The following is a 23,772-nucleotide window of genomic DNA, read 5'->3' as shown; positions in this document are numbered from 1 at the left end:
TGACTCATGAAAACCCTCGCCCGCATCACCCTGCTATTACCTGGCCTGTTCGCCGTATGCGATACCGCTACGGCCGACGACGCCCTGATCCTCGATCCCAGCGTGGTCACCGGCTCGCGCAGCGCCAGCCCGACGTTCGACCTGCCGTACTCGATAGACAGTATCAGCCGCGAGCAGATCAGCGACGGCCAACTGGGCATCAACGCCTCCGAAACCCTGTCCCGCGTGCCGGGCCTGGTGGTGCAAAACCGTCAGAACTATGCGCAAGACCTGCAGATTTCCTCCCGCGGCTTCGGCGCACGCTCGGCGTTTGGCGTGCGCGGCATCAAATTGATTGCCGACGGCATCCCCGCCAGCACCCCGGACGGCCAGGGCCAGGCGGCCACGTTCAACCTCGACACCGCCGAGCGCATTGAAGTGCTGCGCGGCCCGGCAGCCACGCTGTACGGCAGCAACGCCGGCGGGGTGATCCAGATGTTCTCGCGTGACGGCGAAGGCGCACCGCGCATCGGCGCCGAAACCCTGGTGGGTAGCGATGGCCTGAACAAAAACCACCTGAGCGCCGAAGGCGCGGCCAACGGTGCCGGCTTCGTGCTCGACGCCTCACGCATGGACACCGACGGCTACCGTGACCACAGCAGCGCCCGCCGCGACCAGACCTTCGCCAAGCTCAACGTCCAGCCCGACGACGACAGCAAACTGGCGCTGATCTACAGCAGCCTGGAGCAGAATAATACGCAGGATCCGCTGGGCCAGACATGGCAAGCCTACAAGGCCGACCCGCGCTCGGTGAGCACCAGTGCGTTGACATACAACACGCGAAAAAGTATCGACCACCAACAGTTGGGGCTGAATTATGAGCGCTACTTCGGCGATGCCACCTTGCAGGTGAATGCGTACACGGGCCGCCGCAGCGTGATTCAATATTTATCGATTCCAGGTGGTACACCACCCGACAAGCGCGGTGGCGTGGTGGACTTCGAGCGTAAATTCTACGGCGGCTCCCTGCGCTGGCTGCAACCCATCACCAGCGCGCCTGGAGACCTCACGCTGATCACCGGCCTCGACTACGACCGCAGTCAGGATGATCGCCAGGGCTATTCCAATACGCTCGACGGCGTGCATGGCGTCAAAGGCGCCCTGGGCCGCGATGAAATCGACACCGCCACCAGTCTCGACCCGTTCGTGCAAGCCAACTGGCTGCTGGGCGACTGGACGCTGCAAGCCGGCCTGCGCCACAGCACCATGAAGATGGACGTCGACGATCACTTCCTCAGCGACGGTAACGACAGCGGCAACAAGACCTACCAGAAGAACACGCCGTCGGTGAGCGTCATGTACGCCTTTACGCCGGACCTGCATGGCTATGTGAGTGCGGGCAAAGGCTTCGAAACACCGACCCAGGCCGAATCGGCCTATTCCGGCACCTCGAACGGCTTTAACTTCGCGCTCAAGCCGTCAGTCAGCACCCAGTATGAAATGGGGCTCAAAGCCCGCCTCGGGCAGGACACGCGACTCAACGCAGCCGTGTTCCAGATCACCACCGAAGACGAGCTGGTGGTGCAACAATCCAGCGGTGGCCGCACCACCTATCAAAACGCCGGCCGCACTCTGCGCCGAGGCTTTGAATTGGGTATCGAAAGCCAACTGACGGAACAGTGGAGCACCCAACTTGCCTACACCCGCCTGCAAGCCACCTATGACAGCGATTTTGTTGGCGGTGGCAAACCCGTGGACAAGGGCAACTACCTGCCAGGCGTACCACAAACCACCCTGTTCGCCGAGCTGAACTGGAAGCCCCGCGACTGGGTCAGCAGCGCTCTTGAAGGCATGTACCGCAGCAAGGTCTACGTAGAAGACACCAACCAGCAACACGCGGCGCCGGGCTACAGCGTCTTCAACTGGCGTGCACGGTTCGAGCAGAAGGTGGAACACTGGACCTTTCACCAGACGTTGCGCCTGGATAACTTGCTGGATCGCCAGTATGTCGGCTCGGTCATTGTCGGTGACGGCAACGGCCGCTATTACGAAGCGGCCCCCGGGCGATCGTGGTATGCGGGCGCAGGGGCTGAGTACCAGTTCTAGATTCCCCCCAAATCAACCTGTGGGAGGGGGCTTGCTCCCCCCGATGGACTGCGTAGCAGGCCCATTTTTGAGGCCGCCGCACGGCCTATCGGGAGCAAGCCCCCTCCCACAGATTAACCATCGTCCGTTCTATCGCTTAACTGATCAGGCATTAGGTCTCGCCCGAATCAGACCTGCTTGGGCAAACGCTGGTCAATCAACTTGTAGAGCGCACTGTCCGACGGCCAATTACGCATAAACCGCGCACGATCCCTGGCAAACGCCGGGGCAAAGCTGGCGACTGAGCGGTGCTGGCACATGGCATCCAGATCGATCATTGCCCAGCGGCCTTCGTTCCAGAACAGGTTGTGCCCTTTGAAGTCGCCATGGCTGATGCGCTCGCGGATCAGTTCGGCGAACAACTGGTCCAGGGCCAACAGTTCGTTCTCAGGCGCATCGCCGTGTTCAACGTAGGGCGCGAAGCGCTCGATGATGTCCGGTCCCGGCAAGAACTCGGTCACCAGGTAAGCCCGGCCGCGCAGCCAGAGAAAACGCTTCTCCAGTACAGCCAGCGGCTTGGGTGTAGCGATCCCCAGGAACGCCAGGCGGTTGCCTTCGCGCCAGGAATGCCAGGCGCGGCTGGGGCGCCAGAAGCGCTTGAGCCAATGCACAAAACCTTTGATGTTGTATCGCTTGATCACCAACGGCCTATCAGCGACCTCTACCTTGGCGACAGTCGCCGCGCCACCGGTTTTATAGAGATGGCCCTGATCGAGCAACACGTCAGCCTGCGCCAGCACCCGCAGCATCGCCGGTTCTTCCTCACGACGAATGGCGCGCAAGGCAAAAGCCCCCCTTACGACGCTGAACAGCGTGCATTCACGGCCGACCTTGCTCAAAAAGTCCCGCAGGCGCCAGGCACTGACCTTGTGCACCTGTTTTTCCAGGGCTTCCAGCGGCAAGGCATGTTCGCCGTTGCCCAGCAGGTAATACACCAGCAGCTCCTCGGTGAACGGCTCAAGGTGTTTGGGTAGCTGGGCGAAGAACACACCGAGGTTTTCCAGCACCCGGCTGCGCGACAGCGGCTTGCCCGCTTCTTCGACACGAATCCCGGCACCATCGATCAGGTACAGCTTGCCATCATGGCGCAATAGGTTGTCCAGATGCAGGTCTTCCTGCCACAGGCCTTTGGCATGCATCTGGGCAATCGCGCCCAGGGCTTCGGCGAGTACGGCGGTTTGTTCATCTGCCAGCGGCGGCAAACCTTCGACCGCCTGCCAGGCATCGGCGAGGCTTTGCGCACCGTCGACGAACTCGAACAGCAGCCAGCCGCCCTCGCCGTCCTTCAAACCATCAGCCAGCAACAACGGCGTGGTCAGGCCGTGCTCGGCGAGCAGGCGCACACCCGAGAGTTCACGCTGAAAATGGCGTGCCGCCTTGCTGCCCACCAACAACTTGGCCAACACCGGGCGGCCACGCCACACCGCGGCACCGACGTAACGCTCACCCGGCAATACCCGCAGCAGGCTCAACAGTTGCAGTTGGCCAGGGCCCGCCGCATCCGCAAGCTCAATGGTCAGGGGCAGGTCGGGAGTACGGCCGGCCATTTTCAGCTCGGACAAACGCATCAACGGTTTTCCTTTTGGCTGCGGCGGGCGGTCAATTTCTGCAGCCATGTAGAGACCAGCGCACTGTCTTGCGGCTCGCCGAGATAGGCGGCCAGCAGTTGGCGTACCTGGTCGTCCGACCATTGCGGCGCGCGTCGCAACAACGGCTCCAGATCCTTGACGCGGTCACGCCAACCGAACAACAGCGGCCGGGTTTTCTCCAGGTCAATCAGCTGCGCGGCGTAGCCTTCATCACTGGCCCGCAGGAAAATATGCTTGGGGTAAAAACAACCATGCACCTGGCCTGCGCGATGCAGGCGCCGGGCGAGCTGACCGCACGCCAGCAGGATCGCGGCACGCTGAGCATCGCTCAATTGCGACCATTGCTCCAGCAATGTGTCCAGGTCGCTCCAGCCGTCCAATGCACGGGTCAGCAAGATGGCACGGCGCTCGCCCTGCACCTTGCGCTCACCAAAAAAGGCAGCCTGCAATGCAGGAATACCCAGCTGCCGGTAGCGGCTGATATTGCGGAATTCGCGGGCGAAGCTAGGCTCGCCGAACGGGCTATGCAAGGTACGCGTCAGATAGTTGCTTTGGCGTTTGAGGTAATAACCCTGCCCCTCCAGTTCCAGACGGAATACGCTGCTCCACCCACCACGGCTGGTGTTCGGTTCGTCGACCGCGTCCAATTGCTTGGTCCACAATGCCTCGAAGGTTGCAAGGCCATTGCGCTCAAGCAGGGCTCGGTCTTCGGCCGCCAGAAAGTCACTCATTCGCGTCCCTCGAAAAACTTCACCACATGGCGAATTCGCTGTTTGTCCGACGCCGTCAGGTGCGTACGTTGGCGGTATTGCATGTAGAACCGCAGGCGCTGGGTGGCCGACAAATGATATTTGGCAACCTTGTCCAGGCATGCCAGGTCTTTGGTAATGCGGTACTTGAGCCAGAAGCCGCGCCAGAAATCACCGTTGGGGCAGTCGATCAGGTACAGCGTCTGCTGGTCGTCGATCAACAGGTTGCGCCACTTCAAATCGTTATGGGTAAAACGGTGCTCGTGCATGGTACGGGTATATTCGGCGAGCTGGCGGCTGACCACATCCACCCATTTGCGGTTCTTGAGACGCGCATCGTTGCGGTCGGCCAGCACCGACAGGTCTTCGGTCTTGGGCAGCTCGCGGGTGATCATTGCACCACGGTCGTAGGCCAGGCCATTGCGCTCCAACCCCCAAGCCACCACATCCGCAGTGGGAATGCCCCACTTGTTGAAGCGCTTGAGGTTCTGCCATTCGGACTTGACCCGCGGCTTGCCCAGATAACGCCGCAGGCCCTTGCCGGCGCCGGTGTAGCGCTTGACGTAGTAATTGACCCCGCCCCGCTCCACCCGGATCACTTCCGACAACGGGTCGCGAGTCAGTTGCTGGCCTTGCAGGGCGAAAACCGCCTCAAGGCTACCGAAGTCATCTTTCAGGGCCGCGTAGGCAGGTTCCAGGTTCCAACCCGCCATCAGATTGCATCCCCCAAACGTTGCTTGCGCGCATATAGCTTGTCGGCCTTGCGCTGCAGCAGGCTCAAGGATGCCGCTTGTTCGGCCAGGATCTGACGCAGCGGCTGACGGAAGTACCCCTTCAGGAAACGCAGCTTGTCGCGACGGGTAAGACCTATATCCAGCGCCGAGTAGTACAACGCAGACAGATCTTTATCACGCCAGCGCAACGGCAATTGAGCGCGCAATTGGGCACGGTGCAGGTCGATCACCGAGAGCTTGATATTGCGTGCGTCAATCGGTTGCGAGGTGTCCAGCAGGAAGTGGCACAGGTAGCAGTCGCGGTGATTGACGCCACCCCGGTGCATGTCTCCGACCATGCGCGCCAATTCGGCCGTGAGGGCGTGGCGTAACGCGGGCGCAGGGGGTTCAGCGGCCCAGTTCACGGTAACGTCTTCGAGACTGAGAGTCGGCGCCAGCTCTTCGGTGATGATGAACGAGTGCTGGTCTGCCGGATTACTGCCTTTTTCGCCGAAGGCTACGCCGGTCATGGTCGGCACGCCGAGTTCCTGCAAGCGATGAATCGCCGCCCACTCGAGGCCGGCGCCCAGCACCGGCAACTTGGCGGTAATCAGGTTCTTGAAGATTTCGCCCCAGCCAATGCCACGGTGGACCTTCACGAAATACGGACGGCCACCCACCTCGGTGCGCAAAGTACGACGTGCCGCCAGTTCGCGAAACACTTCGCCTTGCAGTTTCTCGACTTCGGCAAAGGCATCAAGCCCAGCCCATAAAGTCTTGAAGGGTTCGGCAAGGATCAACTTCATCGTTTGGGCTCCGCCAGAATCACATCCGCAGCGTGTTGCGGCATGCTGTAGAGGTCGGCCGTCTCGGCAAAGGCCAACCCATTGCGGCTCCAGGCCGCGCGCTGTGCAGTGTCGGTGAGCATGTGCGTCAGGTAATGGTTGAGCTGGTTCTGCTCGAACGGCTCATCCAGTACCAGGCCACTGTCGGCTTCAGCAATGTAGTGGGCATAACCACACACGGCCGAGACCAGCACCGGCAAACCCGCCACCAAGGCTTCGAGCAACACCGTACCGGTATTTTCGTTGTACGCCGGATGAATCAACAGGTCGGCGCCCAGCAGGAAACGCGGGATATCGCTGCGGCCCTTGAGGAACTGCACGTTATCCCCCAGCCCCAACGCCGCGCTTTGCAGTTGGAATACCTTGGGGTCGTCCTGGCCGATTACAAATAACCGGACGCGTTTTTTCAGCTCGGGCGACAACGCGGCCACAGCCTTGAGGCTGCGATCGACACCTTTGGTCTTGAAACCCGAGCCGATTTGCACCAGCAGCAAATCGTCGTCACCCAAGTTGAATTCCTTGCGGAAACCCTCGCGAATCTCGGCGGCATTCGGCGGCGCACGGCGGTCCTGGGCAATGCCTGGCGGCAGCAGATGGAAGCGTTCAAGCGGCGTATCGTAATGCTTGATGAACAACGGCTGCTGCACTTCGGAAATCATCAGGATTTCGGTCTTGGCCTCCCTGGCGAACACCGCACGCTCGTACTCGGCAAAGTGCTTGTAGCGGCCGAAATAGCGGTACAACGAGTGACGCAGGTTTTGCGCCTTGTCTTCAAAACAGCCGTCGGCGGCATAGTAAACATCCAGGCCGGGCATTTTATTGAAGCCGATCAAACGGTCCACCGGGCGCTTGGCCAGGTCCGCTGCCATCCAGGCGCTGAGTTTCTCGTTGCGACGATGGTTGAAGAACGCCTTGACCGGCGCCACCAGCACTTCAAAACCCGGCGGGATATCTCCTTCCCAGATCAACGTGTACACGCGAATCTGATGACCACGCTGCTGGCACTCCAGGGCGATACGCATGAAGTCGCGTTGCAAGCCGCCGAAGGGAAAGTATTTGTAGAGTACAAAAGCCAGTTGCATCAGTGCAGGTCCTCGGCCAGTAACAGCGTGGTCAGTCGGCTTGCCACACGCTCGGGATTCAGGCGTGTAAAGCACAATGGCGATTCACGCCGGATGTCGAACCGACGCAAGTCGTCGGCCGTGGGCTGATAGGTGCATTGCTTTTGCAGGCAGGGTGCACATGGGAAGTCACTGGCCATGTGGATCTGGCCTTTGCCATAGGCGCCGGTGAGGCCGGGGTTGGTGGGGCCGAACAGCGAAAGGGTTGGCACATCCAGCGCTGCAGCCAAGTGACCAAGGCCCGTGTCCACCGCCACGCAGGCGCGGGCACCGGCCAACACACGGGCGACGCCGGCGAGGTTCAGTTTGGGCAGTACTTCGGCGTTGGGCAGCCCCTGGGCCAGGCGTTCGGCCCGGGCCTTTTCGGCAGCATTGCCCCACGGCAGCTTCACGTCCATGCCCAGGCGGCCCATCCGCTCAGCCAGCTCGCGCCAATAGGCCTCGGGCCAATGCTTGGTATCCCAGGTGGTGCCGTGCAGCAACAGTACAAAGGGCTTTTGCGGCGGCAGGCCAAGCAACTTTTCGACGTTCAGGCCGTAATCGCCCAGGGCCTTGGGCAGGTCATAGCCCAACGCCACGGCGAACAGCTGGCGCAAGCGCTCCACCGCATGTTGCCCACGGGCCACGGCCAGGCGCCGGGAATAAAAGCGCGCCGCGATGGGTTCACGTGCGGAGTTCTTATCGAAACCGGCCACCGGCGCACGCACGTAGCGCGTCAGCCAGGCGCTTTTGAGCAGGCCCTGAGCGTCGATCACCAGGTCGTACCTGGTTGACTGGATGCGTTGCTTGAAGCGTCGCCACTCACCGCTCTTGAAGGTCTGCCAGAGGTTCTTGCGCCAGCGACGAATCGCCACCGGGATCACTTTGTCCACCGCCGGGTGCCAGGTGGGGATTTCGGCAAAGCCTTCTTCCACCACCCAATCGAAGCGGATACCGGGAATGGCCCGCGCCGCGTCGGTCAGTGCCGGCAACGCATGGATCACGTCGCCCAGGGATGAGGTCTTGATTACCAATACGCGCAAACTAACGGACCTCGACCACTGAGCCCTGCAACCGCTGCAAAGCCTCGTTGACCGGCTGCGGCAGCAATTGGCGCAGGCAGTTGTAGTGACCGAACCGGCAGGTGCGGTCAAAACACGGGCTGCAGTCCAGGCCCAGGCGCACCACTTCGACCTGGTCGGCCAACGGCGGTGTGAAACCGGGTGAGGTGGAACCGTAAACGGCCACCAGCGGGCGGTTCAGCGCGGCCGCTACGTGCATCAGGCCCGAGTCATTGGACACCACCGAATCCGCGCAGGACAGCAGGTCGATCGCCTCGGCCAGCGAGGTGTCGCCACTGAGGTTCACCGCTTCTTCGCGCAGGCCGGGGATCAGGCGCTGACGGATGTCTTCGCCTACCGAGTGATCGTTTTTCGATCCGAAGAGCCACACCTGCCAACCCTCGCGGATCTTGGTCTCGGCGACTTTGGCGTAATGCTCCGACGGCCAGCGTTTGGACTCGCCAAACTCGGCACCCGGGCACAGCGCCAACACCGGGCGGTCCAGGGTCAGGCCGAACTTGGCCAGTGCCGCGTCGCGGGTCAGCGGGTCGATCTGCAGGCTGGGGCGCGGGTAAGGCTTGGGCAACTCGGCACCCGGCTCGTAAGCCAGGGCCATGAACCGCTCGATCATCAGCGGGTAGCGCGCCTTGTCGAGGGTGCGCACGTCGTTGAGCAACACATAACGGAACTCGCCGCGCCAGCCGGTACGCTTGGGGATGCCGGCAAAATACGGCACCAGCGCCGACTTCAGCGAGTTGGGCAGCAGGATGGCCTGGTCGTACTGGCCGGCCAGGGATTTGCCGATGCGCCGACGGGTCGCCAGTTCAAGGGCGCCGTGGCCGAGCGGGAAGCTCAAGGCCTTGCGCACCTCGGGCATGCGCTCGAGGATCGGCCGGCTCCACTCGGGGGCGAGCACGTCGATTTGGCAGTCGGGATGACGCTGTTTCAGGCACTGGAACAGTGTCTGCGCCATCACCATGTCACCGACCCAACTGGGCCCAACGATCAGAATATTCATGTAGTTTCCACAAACGATGCGGGGAGGCTTATGCCTCCCCGCCCTAATAGTGTTTCAGCTCAACCCCAGCTCCTGCCAGATTCGCATCACCTGCCGCCGTTCGTCGGCGAACTGATCCCCGGCGACCGTGCCGGACTCGTTTTGCAGAGCCTGGCGATGCGCAGCGGAACGGTAGGCCTTATACACCTCGCGCAGCAGGTGGGCATCGGCGGCGGGCATCAGCCCTACCTGCTCCAAGCCTTCCAGAATGCGGATATTGTCGGTATAGCGCAGCAACGATGGATGTTGCGCAGACCACGCCAAAGCCGCGTATTGCACCATAAATTCAATATCGACGATACCTCCGGCGTCCTGCTTGAGATCGAACACCGCCGTCGCCTCGAACGCATTGGCGCCGGTGCCGGCCGCCGTGGTCTTGGTGCCCAGGTTATCGCGCATCTTGGCGCGCATCTCGCTGACCTCCTGGCGCAGCTTGACCGGGTCCCGCTCACGGCCCAGCACACGGGCCCTCACCTGCTCGAAGGCCTGCCCGACGTCCTGGCTGCCCACCAACACCCGGGCGCGGATCAGGGCCTGATGCTCCCAGGTCCAGGCTTCATTTTGTTGATAGCGATCAAACGCGCCCAGTGAACTGACCAATAACCCTGAGGCGCCGGAAGGTCGCAGGCGCATATCCACCTCATACAGCTGGCCCGAGTTGGTCTGGGTGGTCAGCAGGTGAATGATCCGCTGGCCCAGGCGCGTGAAGAACTGCGCCCCATCGATCGGTTTGGCCCCATCGGTTTCCGCCTGCGGGTCGCCATCATGGATAAAGACCAGGTCCAGGTCCGAACCATGCCCCAGTTCGATCCCGCCGACTTTGCCATAACCGACAATGATGAACCCAGGATCGCACAAGGTGCCGTCCACGCGCTGCGGCGAACCATGGCGGGCCACGGTCTGGCGCCAGGCCAGGGCCAAGACTTGTTCGAGGATGGCTTCGGCAAGCCAAGTGAGGTAATCGCTGACCTTCATCAACGGCAAGCTGCCGGCGATCTCCGAAGCGGCCACGCGCAGGCGGTGAGCCAGCTTGAAATGGCGTAGCGCCTCCATCTGCTGCTCAAGGTCGTCCTCGGGGATGCGCGTCAGGCGCTCGCGCAACTCGGCCGCCAGCTCAGGTGCCAACGGCGGTTTGAACAGGCGACCTTCGTTGAGCAACTCGTCGAGCAGCAACGGAAACCGCGTGATCTGCTCGGCGATCCAGGGACTGGCGGCGCACAACGTCAGCAAACGGCGCAGCGCATCGGGGTTCTCGGTCAGCAGCACCAGGTAAGCGGAGCGCCGCGCGACGGCTTCCACCAGCGGCAGTACGCGCTCCAAGACCAGGTCGGGGTTGGCGTGTTCCACCGCCTGGGCCAGCAGGCGCGGGATAAACGCGTCCAGCCGCTCACGCCCCAGGCGCTGCATCGCGCGCAATTGCGGGCTGCCTCGCAGGCTGGCCAGGGCCTTGAGGGCCTTGGGCGCGTCGCTGAAGCCGCCCTCGGCCAACTGGCGGCACGCCGCGTCTTCATCCTGGGACTCTTCCCACAGCGGCAACCACTCACCGCCCACCATCAGCTCGCTTTCGTCGCCTTCCTCTTCATCCGGGTCAGCGATCACTTGGCGAAAATGCCAATCCACCCGACCGCGCCAATACATCAAGCGCTCATGAAATGCCGCCCAATCGGCAAAGCCCAACATAAAGGCAATACGTGCCTGATCCTGCGGGTTGTCCGGAAGCATCTGGGTCTGCCGGTCGGCGATGGCCTGGATGGCATGTTCGGTGTAGCGCAGGAATTCATAGCCTTCGCGCAACTCGGCAATCACCGCCGGCGGCAGGTAGGCCTGGCCTTCCAGAGTGCCCAACACCTTGAGCAGCGGGCGCTGTTGCAGGCTGAGGTCACGACCACCGTGAATCAGCTGGAACGCCTGGGCGATAAACTCGACCTCACGGATCCCCCCCGAGCCCAGCTTGATATTGTCGGCCATGCCTTTGCGCCGCACTTCCTGCTGGATCAACTGCTTCATGGTGCGCAGCGCTTCGATGGCGGAAAAATCCAGATAACGGCGGTAGACGAACGGTCGCAGCATATCGAGCAGTTGCGCGCCGGCCACCTGATCGCCCGCCACGACGCGTGCCTTGATCATGGCGTAGCGTTCCCAGTCGCGCCCCTGATCCTGGTAGTACTGCTCCAGCGCGTTGAAGCTGAGCACCAAGGCACCCGCTGAACCATAGGGGCGCAGGCGCATGTCAACACGGAACACAAAACCGTCGACTGTCATCGGGTCCAGGGCCTTGATCAGTTTTTGACCAAGACGAATAAAGAACTCCTGATTATCCAGGGCGCGCTTCACGCCCACCGTCTCGCCGCCTTCGGGATAGGCGAAGATCAGGTCGATATCGGATGACAGGTTCAGTTCCACCGCACCGAGCTTGCCCATGCCGAGGATGACCATGTGCTGCGGTTCGCCGCTACGCCGGCCGGTCGGCGTGCCGAATTGCACGCAATGGCGCTGATACAGCCACTGGTACGCTTGGTCGATACAGGCGTCCGCCATGTCGGAGAGGTCACGGCAGGTTTGCACCAGGTCCGCCTGTCGAGTCAGGTCGCGCCAGATAATCCGCACCTGCTGACGGGTACGCTGACGACGCAATACACGCCCCAGCTCGTCTTCTGTTTCAGCCTGTTGCACCGCGCCGGCCACCTGCCCGCACAGTTCGCCTGGTGCAAAGCCGCGATCCAGCTCGCCCCAGGCCACCAGCTCCAGCAACATCAACGGGTCACGAAGACTCTGTTCAATGACAAAATCACTGGCGGCGCATACCCGGGCGAAGTCGGCCCACCGTTGCGGCGTCCACGCAGAAAAGCCATGATCGTCATCCAGCGCGGCCACCGCGTCACGAAATGACTGCTCGGCCCGCTGGGCAAAAGGCAAGAGAATGGCCGGCAGTTCGGCCAGCGTTGGAAGGCTCATGGTCTATCCTTGATCGGCGCGTGAATGGCTTGTAGCTGTGAACGCAGGAACCACGCTCGGTGAAGGACTGTCGAACAAAGGTTAGAAATAGCTGAAATTAATTTCATTTTGGCAGCCAACATCAAACATTCACCTTTTCTTGTTCGCAAAAGATCAACAATAACGATTATGCTCACCAGCCAGACCGAGCCATACGCTCAGTCTTGTGTAGTTTTACTACTCGTATATACATTCGAAAGGCTGAAATGGCTGACGATTTGTAGTAAAACTACAGGACGCCGAAGCAACCTTCGGCCATCCAAGAATTTATGTCGTCTGCCCACAAGGCCAGTCGCAAACTCAGGCAACCGATTCTGGTAGCCTTTCCGCCCTGGAGCAAGCCATGCAAGACCTCGATCCCGTCGAAACCCAGGAATGGCTGGACGCCCTGGAATCGGTTCTCGACAAAGAAGGCGAAGACCGTGCTCACTACCTGATGACCCGTATGGGCGAACTCGCGACCCGCAGCGGCTCGCAACTGCCTTACGCCATCACCACGCCATACCGCAACACCATCCCCGTTACCCACGAAGCACGCATGCCTGGCGACCTGTTCATGGAACGCCGCATTCGCTCGCTGGTACGTTGGAACGCCATGGCGATGGTAATGCGCACGAACTTGAAAGATTCGGACCTGGGCGGTCACATCTCCAGCTTCGCTTCCAGCGCGACCCTGTATGACATCGGCTTCAACTACTTCTTCCAGGCCCCGACCGACGAGCACGGCGGCGACCTGATCTACTTCCAGGGCCACACCTCCCCAGGCGTCTACGCCCGTGCGTTCATGGAAGGCCGCATCACCGAAGAACACATGAACAACTTCCGCCAGGAAGTGGACGGTAACGGCCTGTCGTCGTACCCGCACCCATGGCTGATGCCTGATTTCTGGCAGTTCCCGACGGTATCCATGGGCCTGGGCCCGATCCAGGCGATCTACCAGGCACGTTTCATGAAGTACCTGGAAGCCCGTGGCTTCATCCCTGAAGGCAAGCAGAAAGTCTGGTGCTTCCTGGGTGACGGCGAGTGTGACGAGCCGGAATCCCTGGGTGCCATCTCCCTGGCCGGCCGCGAGAAGCTGGACAACCTGATCTTCGTCATCAACTGCAACCTGCAGCGCCTCGACGGCCCGGTTCGCGGCAACGGCAAGATCATCCAGGAACTCGAAGGCGTGTTCCGCGGTGCTCAGTGGAACGTGACCAAGGTCATCTGGGGCCGTTTCTGGGACCCACTGCTGGCCAAGGACGTCGACGGCATCCTGCAGCGTCGCATGGACGAAGTCATCGACGGCGAGTACCAGAACTACAAAGCCAAAGACGGCGCGTTCGTGCGTGAACACTTCTTCAACACGCCTGAACTCAAGGCGATGGTTGCCGACCTGTCCGACGACGAGATCTGGAAACTCAACCGTGGCGGCCACGACCCGTACAAGGTCTACGCGGCGTACCACGAAGCGGTCAACCACAAGGAACAACCGACCGTCATCCTGGCCAAGACCATCAAGGGTTATGGCACCGGTGCCGGCGAAGCGAAAAACACCGCGCACAACACCAAGAAAGTCGATGTCGACAGCCTGAAGCTGTTCCGCGACCGCTTCGACATTCCAGTAAAAGACGAAGAGCTGGAAAACCTGCCGTTCTTCAAGCCGGAGCCGAACAGCGCCGAAGCTCGTTACCTGAGCGAGCGCCGCGCCGCACTGGGTGGTTTCGTGCCACAGCGCCGCGCCAACAGCTTCAGCGTACCGACGCCAGACCTCAGCACCCTCAAGGCTATCCTTGACGGTTCGGGCGACCGTGAAATCTCCACCACCATGGCCTTCGTGCGTATTCTGGCGCAGCTGGTCAAGGACAAGGACATCGGCCCGCGCATCGTCCCGATCATTCCGGACGAAGCCCGTACCTTCGGTATGGAAGGCATGTTCCGTCAGTTGGGCATCTACTCCTCCGTCGGCCAGCTCTACGAGCCAGTCGATAAAGACCAGGTGATGTTCTACAAGGAAGACAAGAAGGGCCAGATCCTCGAAGAAGGCATCAACGAAGCGGGCGCCATGAGCTCCTTCATCGCTGCCGGTACTTCGTACTCCAGCCACAACCAGCCAATGCTGCCGTTCTACATCTTCTACTCGATGTTCGGCTTCCAGCGTATCGGCGACCTGGCCTGGGCGGCCGGCGACAGCCGTACCCGTGGCTTCCTGATCGGCGGCACTGCCGGCCGGACCACGCTGAACGGCGAAGGCCTGCAACACGAAGACGGTCACAGCCACATCCTGGCTGCCACCATCCCGAACTGCCGCACCTTTGATCCAACCTACGGCTATGAGCTGGCGGTGATCATCCAGGACGGCATGAAGAAGATGACCGAAGAGCAGCAGGACGTTTTCTACTACATCACCGTGATGAACGAGTCCTACCAGCAGCCAGCCATGCCGGCCGGCGTGGAGGAAGGCATCATCAAGGGCATGTACCTGCTCGAAGAAGACACCAAGGAAGCAGCGCACCACGTACAACTGATGGGCTCCGGCACCATCCTGCGTGAAGTGCGTGAAGCGGCGAAGATCCTGCGTGAAGAGTTCAACGTCGGCGCCGACGTGTGGAGCGTTACCAGCTTCAACGAACTGCGTCGCGATGGCCTGGCCGTAGAACGTCACAACCGCCTGCACCCTGGCCAGAAGCCACAGCGCACCTTCGTTGAAGAGTGCCTGACCGGCCGTAAAGGCCCGGTGATCGCTTCGACCGACTACATGAAACTGTACGCGGAACAAATTCGCCAGTGGGTCCCGTCCAAGGAATTCAAAGTCCTGGGCACCGACGGTTTCGGCCGCAGTGACAGCCGCAAGAAGCTGCGTCACTTCTTCGAAGTCGACCGTCACTTCGTGGTGTTGGCAGCCCTGGAAGCCTTGGCTGACCGTGGTGAGATCGAACCCAAGGTAGTGGCTGACGCTATCGTCAAGTTCGGGATCAACCCGGAAAAACGCAACCCACTGGACTGCTGAGGAGATTTTTTGTGAGCGAACTCATTCGCGTACCTGACATCGGCAGCGGTGAAGGTGAAGTAATCGAGCTGTTTGTGAAGGTCGGCGACAAGGTTGAAGCCGACCAGAGCATCCTGACCCTGGAATCGGACAAGGCGAGCATGGAAATCCCTGCTCCCAAGGCCGGCGTGGTCAAGAGCCTGAAAGTTAAGCTGGGCGACCGCCTGAAAGAAGGCGACGAACTGCTGGAGCTGGAAATCGAAGGTGCCGCTGATGCGGCCCCAGCGGCGGCTCCTGCTGCCGCTGCCGCGCCAGCGCCTGCTGCTGAAAAACCTGCTGTCGAGGCCGCCCCGGCCCCGGCTGCTGCACCCGCCGCCGCCAGCGTCCAGGACATTCATGTGCCGGACATCGGCTCGTCGGGCAAGGCCAAGATCATCGAGCTGCTGGTCAAGGTCGGCGATACCGTCGAAGCCGACCAGTCGCTGATCACCCTGGAGTCCGACAAGGCCTCCATGGAAATCCCTTCGCCGGCTGCCGGCGTCGTGGAAAGCATCGCGGTCAAGCTGGAAGACGAAGTCGGCACCGGTGACTTCATCCTCAAGCTGAAAGTACAAGGCGCGGCGCCTGCTGCCGCACCAGCACCGGCTGCCGCTCCGGCCGCCAAGGCTGAAGCGGCTCCGGCCGCCGCCGCCCCTGCGCCTGCGGCAAAAGCCGAGGCCGCTGCGGCCCCTGCTGCTGCCACACCCGCGCCAAGCGGTGCCAAGGTTCATGCAGGCCCTGCGGTACGTCAGCTGGCTCGTGAGTTCGGCGTTGAGCTGAGTGCTGTGTCGGCCAGCGGCCCTCACGGCCGTGTGCTGAAGGAAGACGTGCAGGCTTACGTCAAAGCCATGATGCAAAAAGCCAAGGAAGCTCCGGCTGCAGGCGGCGCTACCGGTGGTTCGGGCATTCCGCCGATCCGCACCGTGGACTTCAGCCGCTTCGGCGAAATCGAAGAAGTGCCGATGACCCGCCTGATGCAGATCGGCGCAGCAGGTCTGCACGCCAGCTGGCTGAACATTCCGCACGTGACTCAGTTCGACCAGGCCGATATCACCGACCTGGAAGCTTTCCGCGTTGCGCAGAAAGCCGTGGCCGAAAAAGCCGGCGTGAAACTGACCGTGCTGCCGCTGCTGCTCAAGGCTTGCGCGCACCTGCTCAAGGAACTGCCGGACTTCAACAGTTCGCTGGCCCCGAGCGGTAAAGCGATCATCCGCAAGAAATACGTACACATTGGCTTTGCCGTCGATACTCCGGATGGCCTGCTGGTACCGGTCATCAAGAACGTCGACCAGAAGAGCCTGCTGCAACTTGCTGCTGAAGCGGCTGCGCTGGCGGCCAAGGCCCGCGACAAGAAGCTCACCCCAGACGATATGCAAGGTGCGTGCTTCACCATCTCCAGCCTCGGTCACATTGGCGGCACTGGCTTCACGCCAATCGTCAACGCGCCGGAAGTGGCGATCCTGGGCGTGTCCAAGGCGACTATCCAGCCTGTGTGGGACGGTAAAGCTTTCCAGCCGAAGTTGATGCTGCCTCTGTCGTTGTCCTACGATCACCGTGTGATCAACGGCGCCGCGGCTGCACGCTTCACTCAGCGCCTGAGCCAGTTGCTGAACGACATCCGCACCATCCTGCTGTAAGCCTCACGGGCCTCCCTGTTACCAGGGAGGCCTGGCTGCACCGATTTCCGAGCGCCACGCTCGTACCTCAACCCCGCCACTTGGCGGGGCTTTTTTTGGGCTCTTGTTGCACAGCCAGAACAGGTTTGTACACCTTCTATCAGCCCGATTGCAGAAATCCCCCGTGCGGCCGATAACAGCCATATAGCACTTAGCCTTCATCCTCTCTTGTCAGTGCGTGCTGCATGATGCAACCTTGCCGCAGGCGACAGTAAAGAGGGCGTGAGCCCGGTGCAGTGCGCATTTTCCCAAGCGAGTTTCCCCCATGAAAAGCCAACCCGATGTCGCCCGAATGGCGGCCGAGGTAGTGACGCAATTACCGGTGCCTTCGCGCCTCGGCATGCTGCGTTTCGAGCGGCTTAATGAGGCAAGCTGGGCCATGCTTTACCTCGACCCCAATTGCGAACGCCAATTCGGCCTGCCGGCGGTCGAGTTGTGCGCCCTGCTCGGCACCCCCTACGCCAGCCTGATGGAACCCCAGGCGCGCTATCAGTTGCACGATGCGATCCAGCAGCAACTGAGCCAGAGCCCCCATTACCTGGTGCGCTACACCTTGCACACCCACGATGGGCCGCTGAGCCTGCTGGAAATGGGCGAGGCCTACAAGCAACACAATCGTCACTTGCTGCGTGGCTACCTCATGGTGGTCGACGGCCTGTTCAGTGAAGTACCGACTTTTGCCCCGACTGCCGACCTGGAAAACCAGAACAGCCGCCTGCAAATCGCCCTGGAACTCAACCAGCGTGCGCAACAGGAACAATTGCAGCACCTGGAGCGGGTACGCGCCCAGCAGGAACTGATCCTGCTGCTGGCGCGCCAGCGCTACAGCACGCCTAACTCGCTGCAGGAAGCCGCCGAGCTGATCACCCGCAGTGCCTGCGATATCTACCAGGTCGATTGCGCCAGTATCTGGAACCTCGAAGGGCAGCGCCTGGTGCCGATCTCGGCGTATCACCGCATTGACCAAAAACACCACCTGCCCGAGGCGATCGACGCCAGCGGTTTCCCGGACTACCTGGAAGCCCTGCACAGCAGCCGTGCCATCGACGCCACCCATGCGATGCGCGATCCACGCACGCGTGAAATGGCCGACCACCTGCGCGCCAAGGACATCTACGCGATGCTTGACGCGAGCATCCGCGTCGATGGCCATGTCGTCGGCGTGTTGTGCCTGGAACAGAGCGGTCGAGCACGCGACTGGCAGTCCGATGAGATCGCCTTTGCCGGCGAACTGGCCGACCAGTTCGCCCACGTGATCAACAACCACAACCGTCGCGCCGCCACCAGCGCGCTGCATTTATTCCAGCGGGCAGTGGAGCAAAGTGCCAACGCCTTCTTGCTGGTCAATTGCGATGGTGTGGTGGAGTACGTCAACCCCAGCTTTACCGCGATTACCCAGTACAGCGCCGAAGAAGTCCACGGCCATCGCCTGGCGCAACTGCCGGCGCTGGAGAACCTCAGCGAGTTGCTGTTCGACGCCCCGTCAAGCCTGGCCAAGAGCAACAGCTGGCAAGGCGAATTCAAGAGCCGGCGCAAGAACCTGGAACCCTACTGGGGCCAACTGTCGATTTCCAAGGTGTATGGCGACAACCGCGAACTGACCCACTACATCGGCATCTACGAAGACATCACCCAGACCAAGCTGGCCCAGCAGCGTATCGAGCGCCTGGCCTACACCGATAACCTGACCAACCTGGGCAACCGCCCGGCGTTTATCCGCAACCTGGATGAGCGCTTCGCCCGGGACAGCGACAGCCCTATCAGCCTGTTGCTGGTGGACATCGACAACTTCAAGCGGATCAACGACAGCCTCGGCCACCAGACCGGCGACAAACTGCTGATCAGCCTGGCCCGGCGCCTGCGTAACAGCTTGAGTGCCGGCGGCAGCCTGGCGCGCTTTGCCAGTAACGAGTTTGCGGTGCTGCTGGACGATGCCGACCTGGAGACGGGCCAGCAGGTCGCCAGCCAACTGCTGACGACCCTCGACAAGCCCATGTTCGTCGACAACCAATTGATCAGTATCACCGGCTCGGTGGGGCTGGCCTGTGCGCCACTGCATGGCCGCGACCCGCAGACCCTGATGCGCAACGCCGGCCTGGCCTTGCACAAAGCCAAGGCCAACGGCAAACACCAGGTGCAAGTGTTTACCGAGGCGCTGAACGCCGAGGCCAGCTACAAGCTGTTCGTGGAAAACAACCTGCGCCGCGCCCTGACTCAGAACGAGCTGGATGTGTTCTACCAGCCCAAGCTGTGCCTGCGCAGCGGCCGCCTGCTGGGCATGGAAGCGCTGCTGCGCTGGAACCATCCGGAAAAGGGCATGATCCGTCCCGACCAGTTCATCAGCGTGGCCGAAGAGACCGGGCTGATCATCCCCATCGGCAAATGGATCGCCCGCCAGGCCTGCCGCATGAGCAAGCAATTGAGCGCCGCCGGCATGGGCAACTTGCAGGTGGCGATCAACCTGTCGCCCAAACAGTTTTCCGACCCGGACCTGGTGGCGTCGATCGCCACGATCCTCAAGGAAGAACAGCTGCCGGCGAATCTGCTGGAGCTTGAACTGACCGAAGGCCTGCTGCTGGAGGCCACTGAAGACACGCGCCTGCAACTGGACCAGTTGAAGAGCTTCGGCCTGACCCTGGCCATGGACGACTTCGGCACCGGTTACTCGTCGCTGAGCTACTTGAAAAAATTCCCCATCGACATCATTAAGATCGATCGCAGCTTTATCCACGAAATCCCGGACAACCAGGACGACATGGAAATCACCTCGGCGGTGATCGCCATGGCCCACAACCTCAAGCTCAAGGTGGTGGCCGAAGGTATCGAGACCGCCGAACAACTGGCGTTCCTGCGTCGGCATCGCTGCGATGTGGGCCAGGGCTACCTGTTCGACCGGCCGATCCCTGGCTCAGAGCTGATGAAGATGCTTAAACGCTACCCGCGCGGGCCAATCGCCTGACAGCGATGTAACACTCGGGCACACTGACTGTCTGAATTCTTACCTAACTCAATCTGACTGAGAGGACTGATCATGGTCTTGCGCTCGGAAATTCTGGTGAACAAAAACGTGCTGCCTACTCAAGAACAAGCTTTGCCCGGCCGTGAAACCCCAATGGCGCTGCCGGACACCCACTTCGTCAACGGCAACCCGCTGCTGGGCCCATTCCTCGACGACGTCGGGTTCGCCATCTTCGGCCTGGGTTGCTTCTGGGGCGCCGAGCGCAAGTTCTGGCAGCGCGATGGCGTGGTCAGCACGGTGGTCGGTTATGCCGGTGGCTACACGCCGAACCCGACCTATGAAGAAGTCTGCTCTGGCCTGACCGGCCACAGCGAAGTGGTGTTGGTGGTGTATGACCAAGCCAAGGTGAAATACGAAGACTTGCTGAAGATGTTCTGGGAACTGCACAACCCGACCCAGGGCATGCGCCAGGGCAACGACATCGGCAGCCAGTACCGCTCGGTGATCTACGCCACCACGCCTGAGCAACTGGCAGCGGCCAAAGCCAGTGCGCAAGCCTATCAGGCCGAACTGACCAAAGCCGGCCTGGGTGAAATCACCACGGAGATCGAAGAAGCACCGACGGTGTACTTCGCCGAGGCGTATCACCAGCAGTATCTGGCAAAGAACCCGCAGGGGTATTGCGGCATCGGCGGCACCGGCGTGACCTGCCCGATCTGACCCTAACCCTGAACTTGTAGTGAGCGGGCTTGCCCCGCGCTGGGCGGCGTAGCCGCCCCAAACCCAGGCACCTCGGTCCTTCTGAAACACCGCGGCGTCCTTGTTGGGGCGGCTACGCCGCCCAGCGCGGGGCAAGCCCGCTCACTACAATCAGCAGTTACTCGGCAATAAGCCAATCCATCTGCCACCCACCCTGGGTCTGGCCAAGCTTCTTGGACAGCCATGGCAGCAGCTCACGCAATTCCTCCTCCAAGCCCCACGGCGGGTTGGCGATCGCCAGGCCCGAGCCGGTCAAGGTGTTGGGCGTGTCCAGCGGATGCACCAGCAATTCCACACGCAGCAACTTCGGCGCACCGGTGCCGGCCAGGTCCTGGTAGAAACGGCGCAACATGCGCTGGTCTTTCACCGGATACCAGATGGCCGCAACGGTCTGACGCATGCGGCCCACCGCCTCTTTGAGGGAAGCCGCGCAGCGTTGCATCTCGTCGAGTTTTTCGAAAGGCGGGTCGATCAGCATCAGCGCACGCTTTTCCGGCACGGGCAGCAAGGCACGCGGAACATGCCAGCCCTCGCCCAGGTGCACCTTCACACGACGATCACCCTTCATGTTGTCCTTGAGCAACACGCCATCGTCCGGGTGCTTTTCATTGAGCAGCACACGATCCTGCGGGCGCGTGAGACGCCGCGCCAGCTCCGGTGAACCCGGGTAGTAACGCAATTGGCCGTCCGGGTTCATCTCGTGCAATACGCGCATGTAATCGGCGGTCAGTGGCGGCAGGTCGCTTTCACCCCACAGGCGGGCGATGCCTTCCAGGTATTCACCGGTGCGGTTGGCCTGGTCGCCTTGCAGGTCGTACAGACCAATGCCGGCGTGAGTGTCGAGGTAGGCGAACGGCTGTTCCTTGCGCGACATCAGGGCGATGAGGCGGGTCAAGGTCAGGTGTTTGAAGACATCGGCATGGTTGCCGGCGTGAAAGGCGTGACGATAATTCATGGTTGCTCCTGCGCAGGGGGCGAAGTTTACCTTCTACGTGAGCAAAGGTGCAGGGCTGCGTGTCGGGCGACGCTTATGCCGCAAACACAGGAGGCCGGCTGAAAAAAATCTAAATGGTGTGGCCAGGGTGGATTTATTGTGGCGATCCGTTCTCCAGGGAGGTCAATAACAATCATGAAAGACGCCACCATCGCGCTGCATCACGGCTTCAAGTCCGACCCGACCACCAAGGCCGTCGCCGTGCCGATCTATCAGAATGTCGCTTTCGAATTCGACAACGCCCAGCACGGCGCCGACCTCTTCAACCTCGACGTGCCCGGCAATATCTACACGCGCATCATGAACCCCACCAACGATGTGTTGGAGCAACGTATCGCCGCCCTCGAAGGCGGCATCGCGGCGTTGGCGGTGTCGGCCGGCAGTGCCGCCATCCACTATGCAATCCAGACCCTCACCCGCGCCGGCGACAATATTGTCACCACCCCGCAGCTCTACGGCGGCACCTATACCCTGTTCGCCCACTTGCTGCCGAGTTTTGGGGTCGAGGTCCGTTTTGCCCGCGATGACAGCGCCGCGGCCATCGCAGAACTGGTCGACGTCGATACCAAGCTGGTCTACTGCGAGAGTATCGGCAACCCGGCGGGCAACATCGTCGACCTCGAAGCCCTGGCAGCGGTGGCCCACGCCCGTGGCGTACCGCTGATGGTGGATAACACAGTGGCTACGCCGATCCTGTGCAAGCCGATCCAGTTCGGCGCCGACATCGTCGTGCACTCAGTGACCAAATACATCGGCGGCCATGGCAATTCCCTGGGCGGCGTAATCGTCGACAGCGGTACCTTCCCCTGGACCCGATACCCCGAAAAATTCCCCGGGCTCAACAACCCTGAGCCGGCCTATCACGGCGTGGTCTACACCGAAAAATTCGGCCCGGCCGCCTTCATTGCCCGCGCCCGCACCGTGCCCCTGCGCAACACCGGCGCAGCGCTGGCGCCGATGAATGCGTTCCTGCTGCTGCAAGGCCTGGAAACCCTGGCCCTGCGCATGGAGCGCCACACTGAGAATGCCCTCAAGGTCGCGCAATTCCTTCAAGGCCATGCTGCGGTGGAATGGGTCAGTTACGCCGGGCTGCCGGACCACCCGCATTTCGCTTTGGCGCAAAAATACCTGCAAGGCAAACCCTCGGCGATCCTCTCCTTCGGCTTGAAGGGTGGCTTTGATGCCGGTGTACGCTTCTACGACGCCCTGCAGATCTTCAAGCGCCTGGTGAATATCGGCGACGCGAAGTCCCTGGCCTGTCATCCGGCATCCACCACCCATCGGCAGATGAATGAACACGAGCAAGCCAAGGCCGGAGTAAAGCCCGAGATGATCCGCCTGTCGGTGGGTATCGAGGCGATTGACGACCTGATCGACGATCTGCAGCAGGCGCTGGGTTCAACTCAACTCTGAGGCGAGGTAATCGGCCAGCGCTGCGGGGCTGATCGTCGGCCTGCGCGCCCAGTAGGCGACCTTGTGCTGCAAGGTCGTCGGCGTAAACCCGGCGTGCAGGTCGGGGCGCTGTTCTTCGAGCCATTGCAGCAGGTTGTCGACCAGGGTTTGCGGGGATTGTTCTGCCACATGCGCCAATAGAGGTGCAGGCACTCGCCACCAGGGGCTGGTCTTGGCAACCGTGACCGCACCAGGCGCAACCGTCAGCGGCCGGCCATTGATCAGATACCGCTGGAACACCGGCAATACCCTCCCCGCGTCATCGCCCAGGCCCTGCACAACCGGCAGAAACTGAGCACCATCCCAAAAACGCAAGAACACCACCTGGCCGTCGGGCAGATAGACCTTGGTCAGGCTTTGCAGATGGGCAATCACGATGTCGAGCGAGCTGGACGACACCGCCAACCAGCCCCAATCCATAGCGTCAGTGGTTGCGACCCAATCGAGAAAGGCACTGCCCGGCTCGACGATACCGACATGAGGCATGACCTCATCCCACTCGGCATAGGCGGTGCCTGCCCAGATCGATTGGGGCAGCATCCCGCCGCCCATGGCTTGCCAGTGGCCAAAGGGTCTGGCATCGCTGGTACCACTCAAGATGGCGAAGATCCGCTCATCAGCCTGCAGGGGGTGTTGTGTGATCCAGGCATTGGGGGTCAGCAGCTTGTTCATCGCGGTAAACTCCTTTCAGGT

The 23,772-nt window shown here is 61.4% G+C and carries 16 protein-coding genes; 6 read left to right on the top strand and 10 right to left on the bottom strand.

Features of this window, described 5'->3' with window-relative positions; translation table 11 throughout:
- Positions 1-6: 6 nt before the first annotated feature.
- Positions 7-2,085, top strand: a complete 2,079-nt coding sequence (locus DK870_RS01830) for a TonB-dependent receptor (protein WP_161547747.1) — start codon at positions 7-9, stop codon at positions 2,083-2,085.
- Positions 2,086-2,252: 167 nt separating this feature from the next.
- Here DK870_RS01830 and DK870_RS01825 read toward each other — a convergent pair whose 3' ends face one another.
- From DK870_RS01825 to glnE, 8 genes are read right to left on the bottom strand one after another with little or no spacing between them, the layout of a single operon-like run.
- Positions 2,253-3,692, bottom strand: a complete 1,440-nt coding sequence (locus DK870_RS01825; protein WP_161547746.1) for a lipopolysaccharide kinase InaA family protein — start codon at positions 3,690-3,692, stop codon at positions 2,253-2,255.
- Complete coding sequence (locus tag DK870_RS01820) at positions 3,692-4,444, bottom strand: lipopolysaccharide kinase InaA family protein (protein WP_090367205.1); 753 nt, start codon at positions 4,442-4,444, stop codon at positions 3,692-3,694. The genes DK870_RS01825 and DK870_RS01820 overlap by 1 nt, the downstream gene beginning before the upstream one ends.
- Complete coding sequence (locus tag DK870_RS01815) at positions 4,441-5,175, bottom strand: lipopolysaccharide kinase InaA family protein (protein ID WP_090367206.1); 735 nt, start codon at positions 5,173-5,175, stop codon at positions 4,441-4,443. The genes DK870_RS01820 and DK870_RS01815 overlap by 4 nt, the downstream gene beginning before the upstream one ends.
- Positions 5,175-5,981 carry a lipopolysaccharide core heptose(I) kinase RfaP gene (rfaP, locus tag DK870_RS01810; protein WP_104995340.1) on the bottom strand — a complete coding sequence of 269 codons (807 nt, stop codon included), beginning with the start codon at positions 5,979-5,981 and terminating at the stop codon, positions 5,175-5,177. The genes DK870_RS01815 and rfaP overlap by 1 nt, the downstream gene beginning before the upstream one ends.
- On the bottom strand, positions 5,978-7,102 hold the full coding sequence (locus DK870_RS01805) for a glycosyltransferase family 4 protein (RefSeq protein WP_161547745.1): 1,125 nt from the start codon (positions 7,100-7,102) through the stop codon (positions 5,978-5,980). Before DK870_RS01805 ends, rfaP begins: the two co-directional genes overlap by 4 nt.
- Positions 7,102-8,163 (bottom strand): lipopolysaccharide heptosyltransferase I, encoded by a 1,062-nt coding sequence (gene waaC / locus DK870_RS01800; protein WP_161547744.1) that lies wholly within the window; start codon positions 8,161-8,163, stop codon positions 7,102-7,104. The genes DK870_RS01805 and waaC overlap by 1 nt, the downstream gene beginning before the upstream one ends.
- 1 nt (position 8,164) lies before the next feature.
- Positions 8,165-9,199: a lipopolysaccharide heptosyltransferase II gene (gene waaF, locus DK870_RS01795; protein WP_060755154.1), complete on the bottom strand. Its 1,035-nt coding sequence runs from the start codon at positions 9,197-9,199 to the stop codon at positions 8,165-8,167.
- 54 nt (positions 9,200-9,253) lie between these two features.
- Entirely contained in the window at positions 9,254-12,193 is a 2,940-nt protein-coding gene (gene glnE, locus DK870_RS01790; protein WP_161547743.1) for a bifunctional [glutamate--ammonia ligase]-adenylyl-L-tyrosine phosphorylase/[glutamate--ammonia-ligase] adenylyltransferase, read from the bottom strand.
- 382 nt (positions 12,194-12,575) lie between these two features.
- Here glnE and aceE point away from each other — a divergent pair, with 382 nt between their 5' ends.
- The 4 genes from aceE (at position 12,576) to msrA (ending at position 20,594) form a co-directional block, all read left to right on the top strand.
- Complete coding sequence (aceE, locus tag DK870_RS01785) at positions 12,576-15,221, top strand: pyruvate dehydrogenase (acetyl-transferring), homodimeric type (RefSeq protein ID WP_090367216.1); 2,646 nt, start codon at positions 12,576-12,578, stop codon at positions 15,219-15,221.
- A gap of 11 nt (positions 15,222-15,232) precedes the next feature.
- Positions 15,233-16,876 carry a dihydrolipoyllysine-residue acetyltransferase gene (aceF, locus tag DK870_RS01780; protein ID WP_060755157.1) on the top strand — a complete coding sequence of 548 codons (1,644 nt, stop codon included), beginning with the start codon at positions 15,233-15,235 and terminating at the stop codon, positions 16,874-16,876.
- A 304-nt stretch (positions 16,877-17,180) separates the two neighbouring features.
- Positions 17,181-19,874 carry a bifunctional diguanylate cyclase/phosphodiesterase gene (locus tag DK870_RS01775; protein WP_161547742.1) on the top strand — a complete coding sequence of 898 codons (2,694 nt, stop codon included), beginning with the start codon at positions 17,181-17,183 and terminating at the stop codon, positions 19,872-19,874.
- A gap of 72 nt (positions 19,875-19,946) precedes the next feature.
- Positions 19,947-20,594, top strand: coding sequence for a peptide-methionine (S)-S-oxide reductase MsrA (gene msrA / locus DK870_RS01770; protein ID WP_090367222.1), 648 nt, complete (start codon positions 19,947-19,949; stop codon positions 20,592-20,594).
- A gap of 157 nt (positions 20,595-20,751) precedes the next feature.
- Here msrA and DK870_RS01765 read toward each other — a convergent pair whose 3' ends face one another.
- Entirely contained in the window at positions 20,752-21,588 is an 837-nt protein-coding gene (locus DK870_RS01765) for a 23S rRNA (adenine(2030)-N(6))-methyltransferase RlmJ (protein WP_060755160.1), read from the bottom strand.
- Positions 21,589-21,762: 174 nt separating this feature from the next.
- Here DK870_RS01765 and DK870_RS01760 point away from each other — a divergent pair, with 174 nt between their 5' ends.
- Complete coding sequence (locus DK870_RS01760) at positions 21,763-23,040, top strand: O-acetylhomoserine aminocarboxypropyltransferase/cysteine synthase family protein (protein WP_104995335.1); 1,278 nt, start codon at positions 21,763-21,765, stop codon at positions 23,038-23,040.
- Here DK870_RS01760 and DK870_RS01755 read toward each other — a convergent pair.
- The gene (locus DK870_RS01755) at positions 23,026-23,751 is read right to left on the bottom strand and encodes a DUF4123 domain-containing protein (RefSeq protein ID WP_161547741.1); all 726 of its coding nucleotides are present in this window, start codon (positions 23,749-23,751) and stop codon (positions 23,026-23,028) included. The two genes, DK870_RS01760 and DK870_RS01755, sit on opposite strands and share 15 nt — an antisense overlap.
- Between the last annotated feature and the right edge of the window lie 21 nt (positions 23,752-23,772).

The sequence above is a fragment of the Pseudomonas sp. Q1 genome (assembly GCF_009935975.1).
GTDB classification, from domain to species: domain Bacteria; phylum Pseudomonadota; class Gammaproteobacteria; order Pseudomonadales; family Pseudomonadaceae; genus Aquipseudomonas; species Aquipseudomonas palleroniana.
This window is presented reverse-complemented; position numbering and strand designations above follow the sequence as displayed.

What these genes read in the sequence shown, in the direction of transcription:
- DK870_RS01760 (WP_104995335.1), top strand. Translation starts at nt 21,763, where the DNA reads ATGAAAGACGCCACCATCGCGCTGCATCACGGCTTCAAGTCCGACCCG.
- glnE (WP_161547743.1), bottom strand. Translation starts at nt 12,193, where the DNA reads ATGAGCCTTCCAACGCTGGCCGAACTGCCGGCCATTCTCTTGCCTTTT.
- aceE (WP_090367216.1), top strand. Translation starts at nt 12,576, where the DNA reads ATGCAAGACCTCGATCCCGTCGAAACCCAGGAATGGCTGGACGCCCTG.
- DK870_RS01765 (WP_060755160.1), bottom strand. Translation starts at nt 21,588, where the DNA reads ATGAATTATCGTCACGCCTTTCACGCCGGCAACCATGCCGATGTCTTC.
- DK870_RS01775 (WP_161547742.1), top strand. Translation starts at nt 17,181, where the DNA reads ATGAAAAGCCAACCCGATGTCGCCCGAATGGCGGCCGAGGTAGTGACG.
- DK870_RS01755 (WP_161547741.1), bottom strand. Translation starts at nt 23,751, where the DNA reads ATGAACAAGCTGCTGACCCCCAATGCCTGGATCACACAACACCCCCTG.
- DK870_RS01815 (WP_090367206.1), bottom strand. Translation starts at nt 5,175, where the DNA reads ATGGCGGGTTGGAACCTGGAACCTGCCTACGCGGCCCTGAAAGATGAC.
- DK870_RS01830 (WP_161547747.1), top strand. Translation starts at nt 7, where the DNA reads ATGAAAACCCTCGCCCGCATCACCCTGCTATTACCTGGCCTGTTCGCC.
- rfaP (WP_104995340.1), bottom strand. Translation starts at nt 5,981, where the DNA reads ATGAAGTTGATCCTTGCCGAACCCTTCAAGACTTTATGGGCTGGGCTT.
- DK870_RS01805 (WP_161547745.1), bottom strand. Translation starts at nt 7,102, where the DNA reads ATGCAACTGGCTTTTGTACTCTACAAATACTTTCCCTTCGGCGGCTTG.
- msrA (WP_090367222.1), top strand. Translation starts at nt 19,947, where the DNA reads ATGGTCTTGCGCTCGGAAATTCTGGTGAACAAAAACGTGCTGCCTACT.
- DK870_RS01825 (WP_161547746.1), bottom strand. Translation starts at nt 3,692, where the DNA reads ATGCGTTTGTCCGAGCTGAAAATGGCCGGCCGTACTCCCGACCTGCCC.
- waaF (WP_060755154.1), bottom strand. Translation starts at nt 9,199, where the DNA reads ATGAATATTCTGATCGTTGGGCCCAGTTGGGTCGGTGACATGGTGATG.
- DK870_RS01820 (WP_090367205.1), bottom strand. Translation starts at nt 4,444, where the DNA reads ATGAGTGACTTTCTGGCGGCCGAAGACCGAGCCCTGCTTGAGCGCAAT.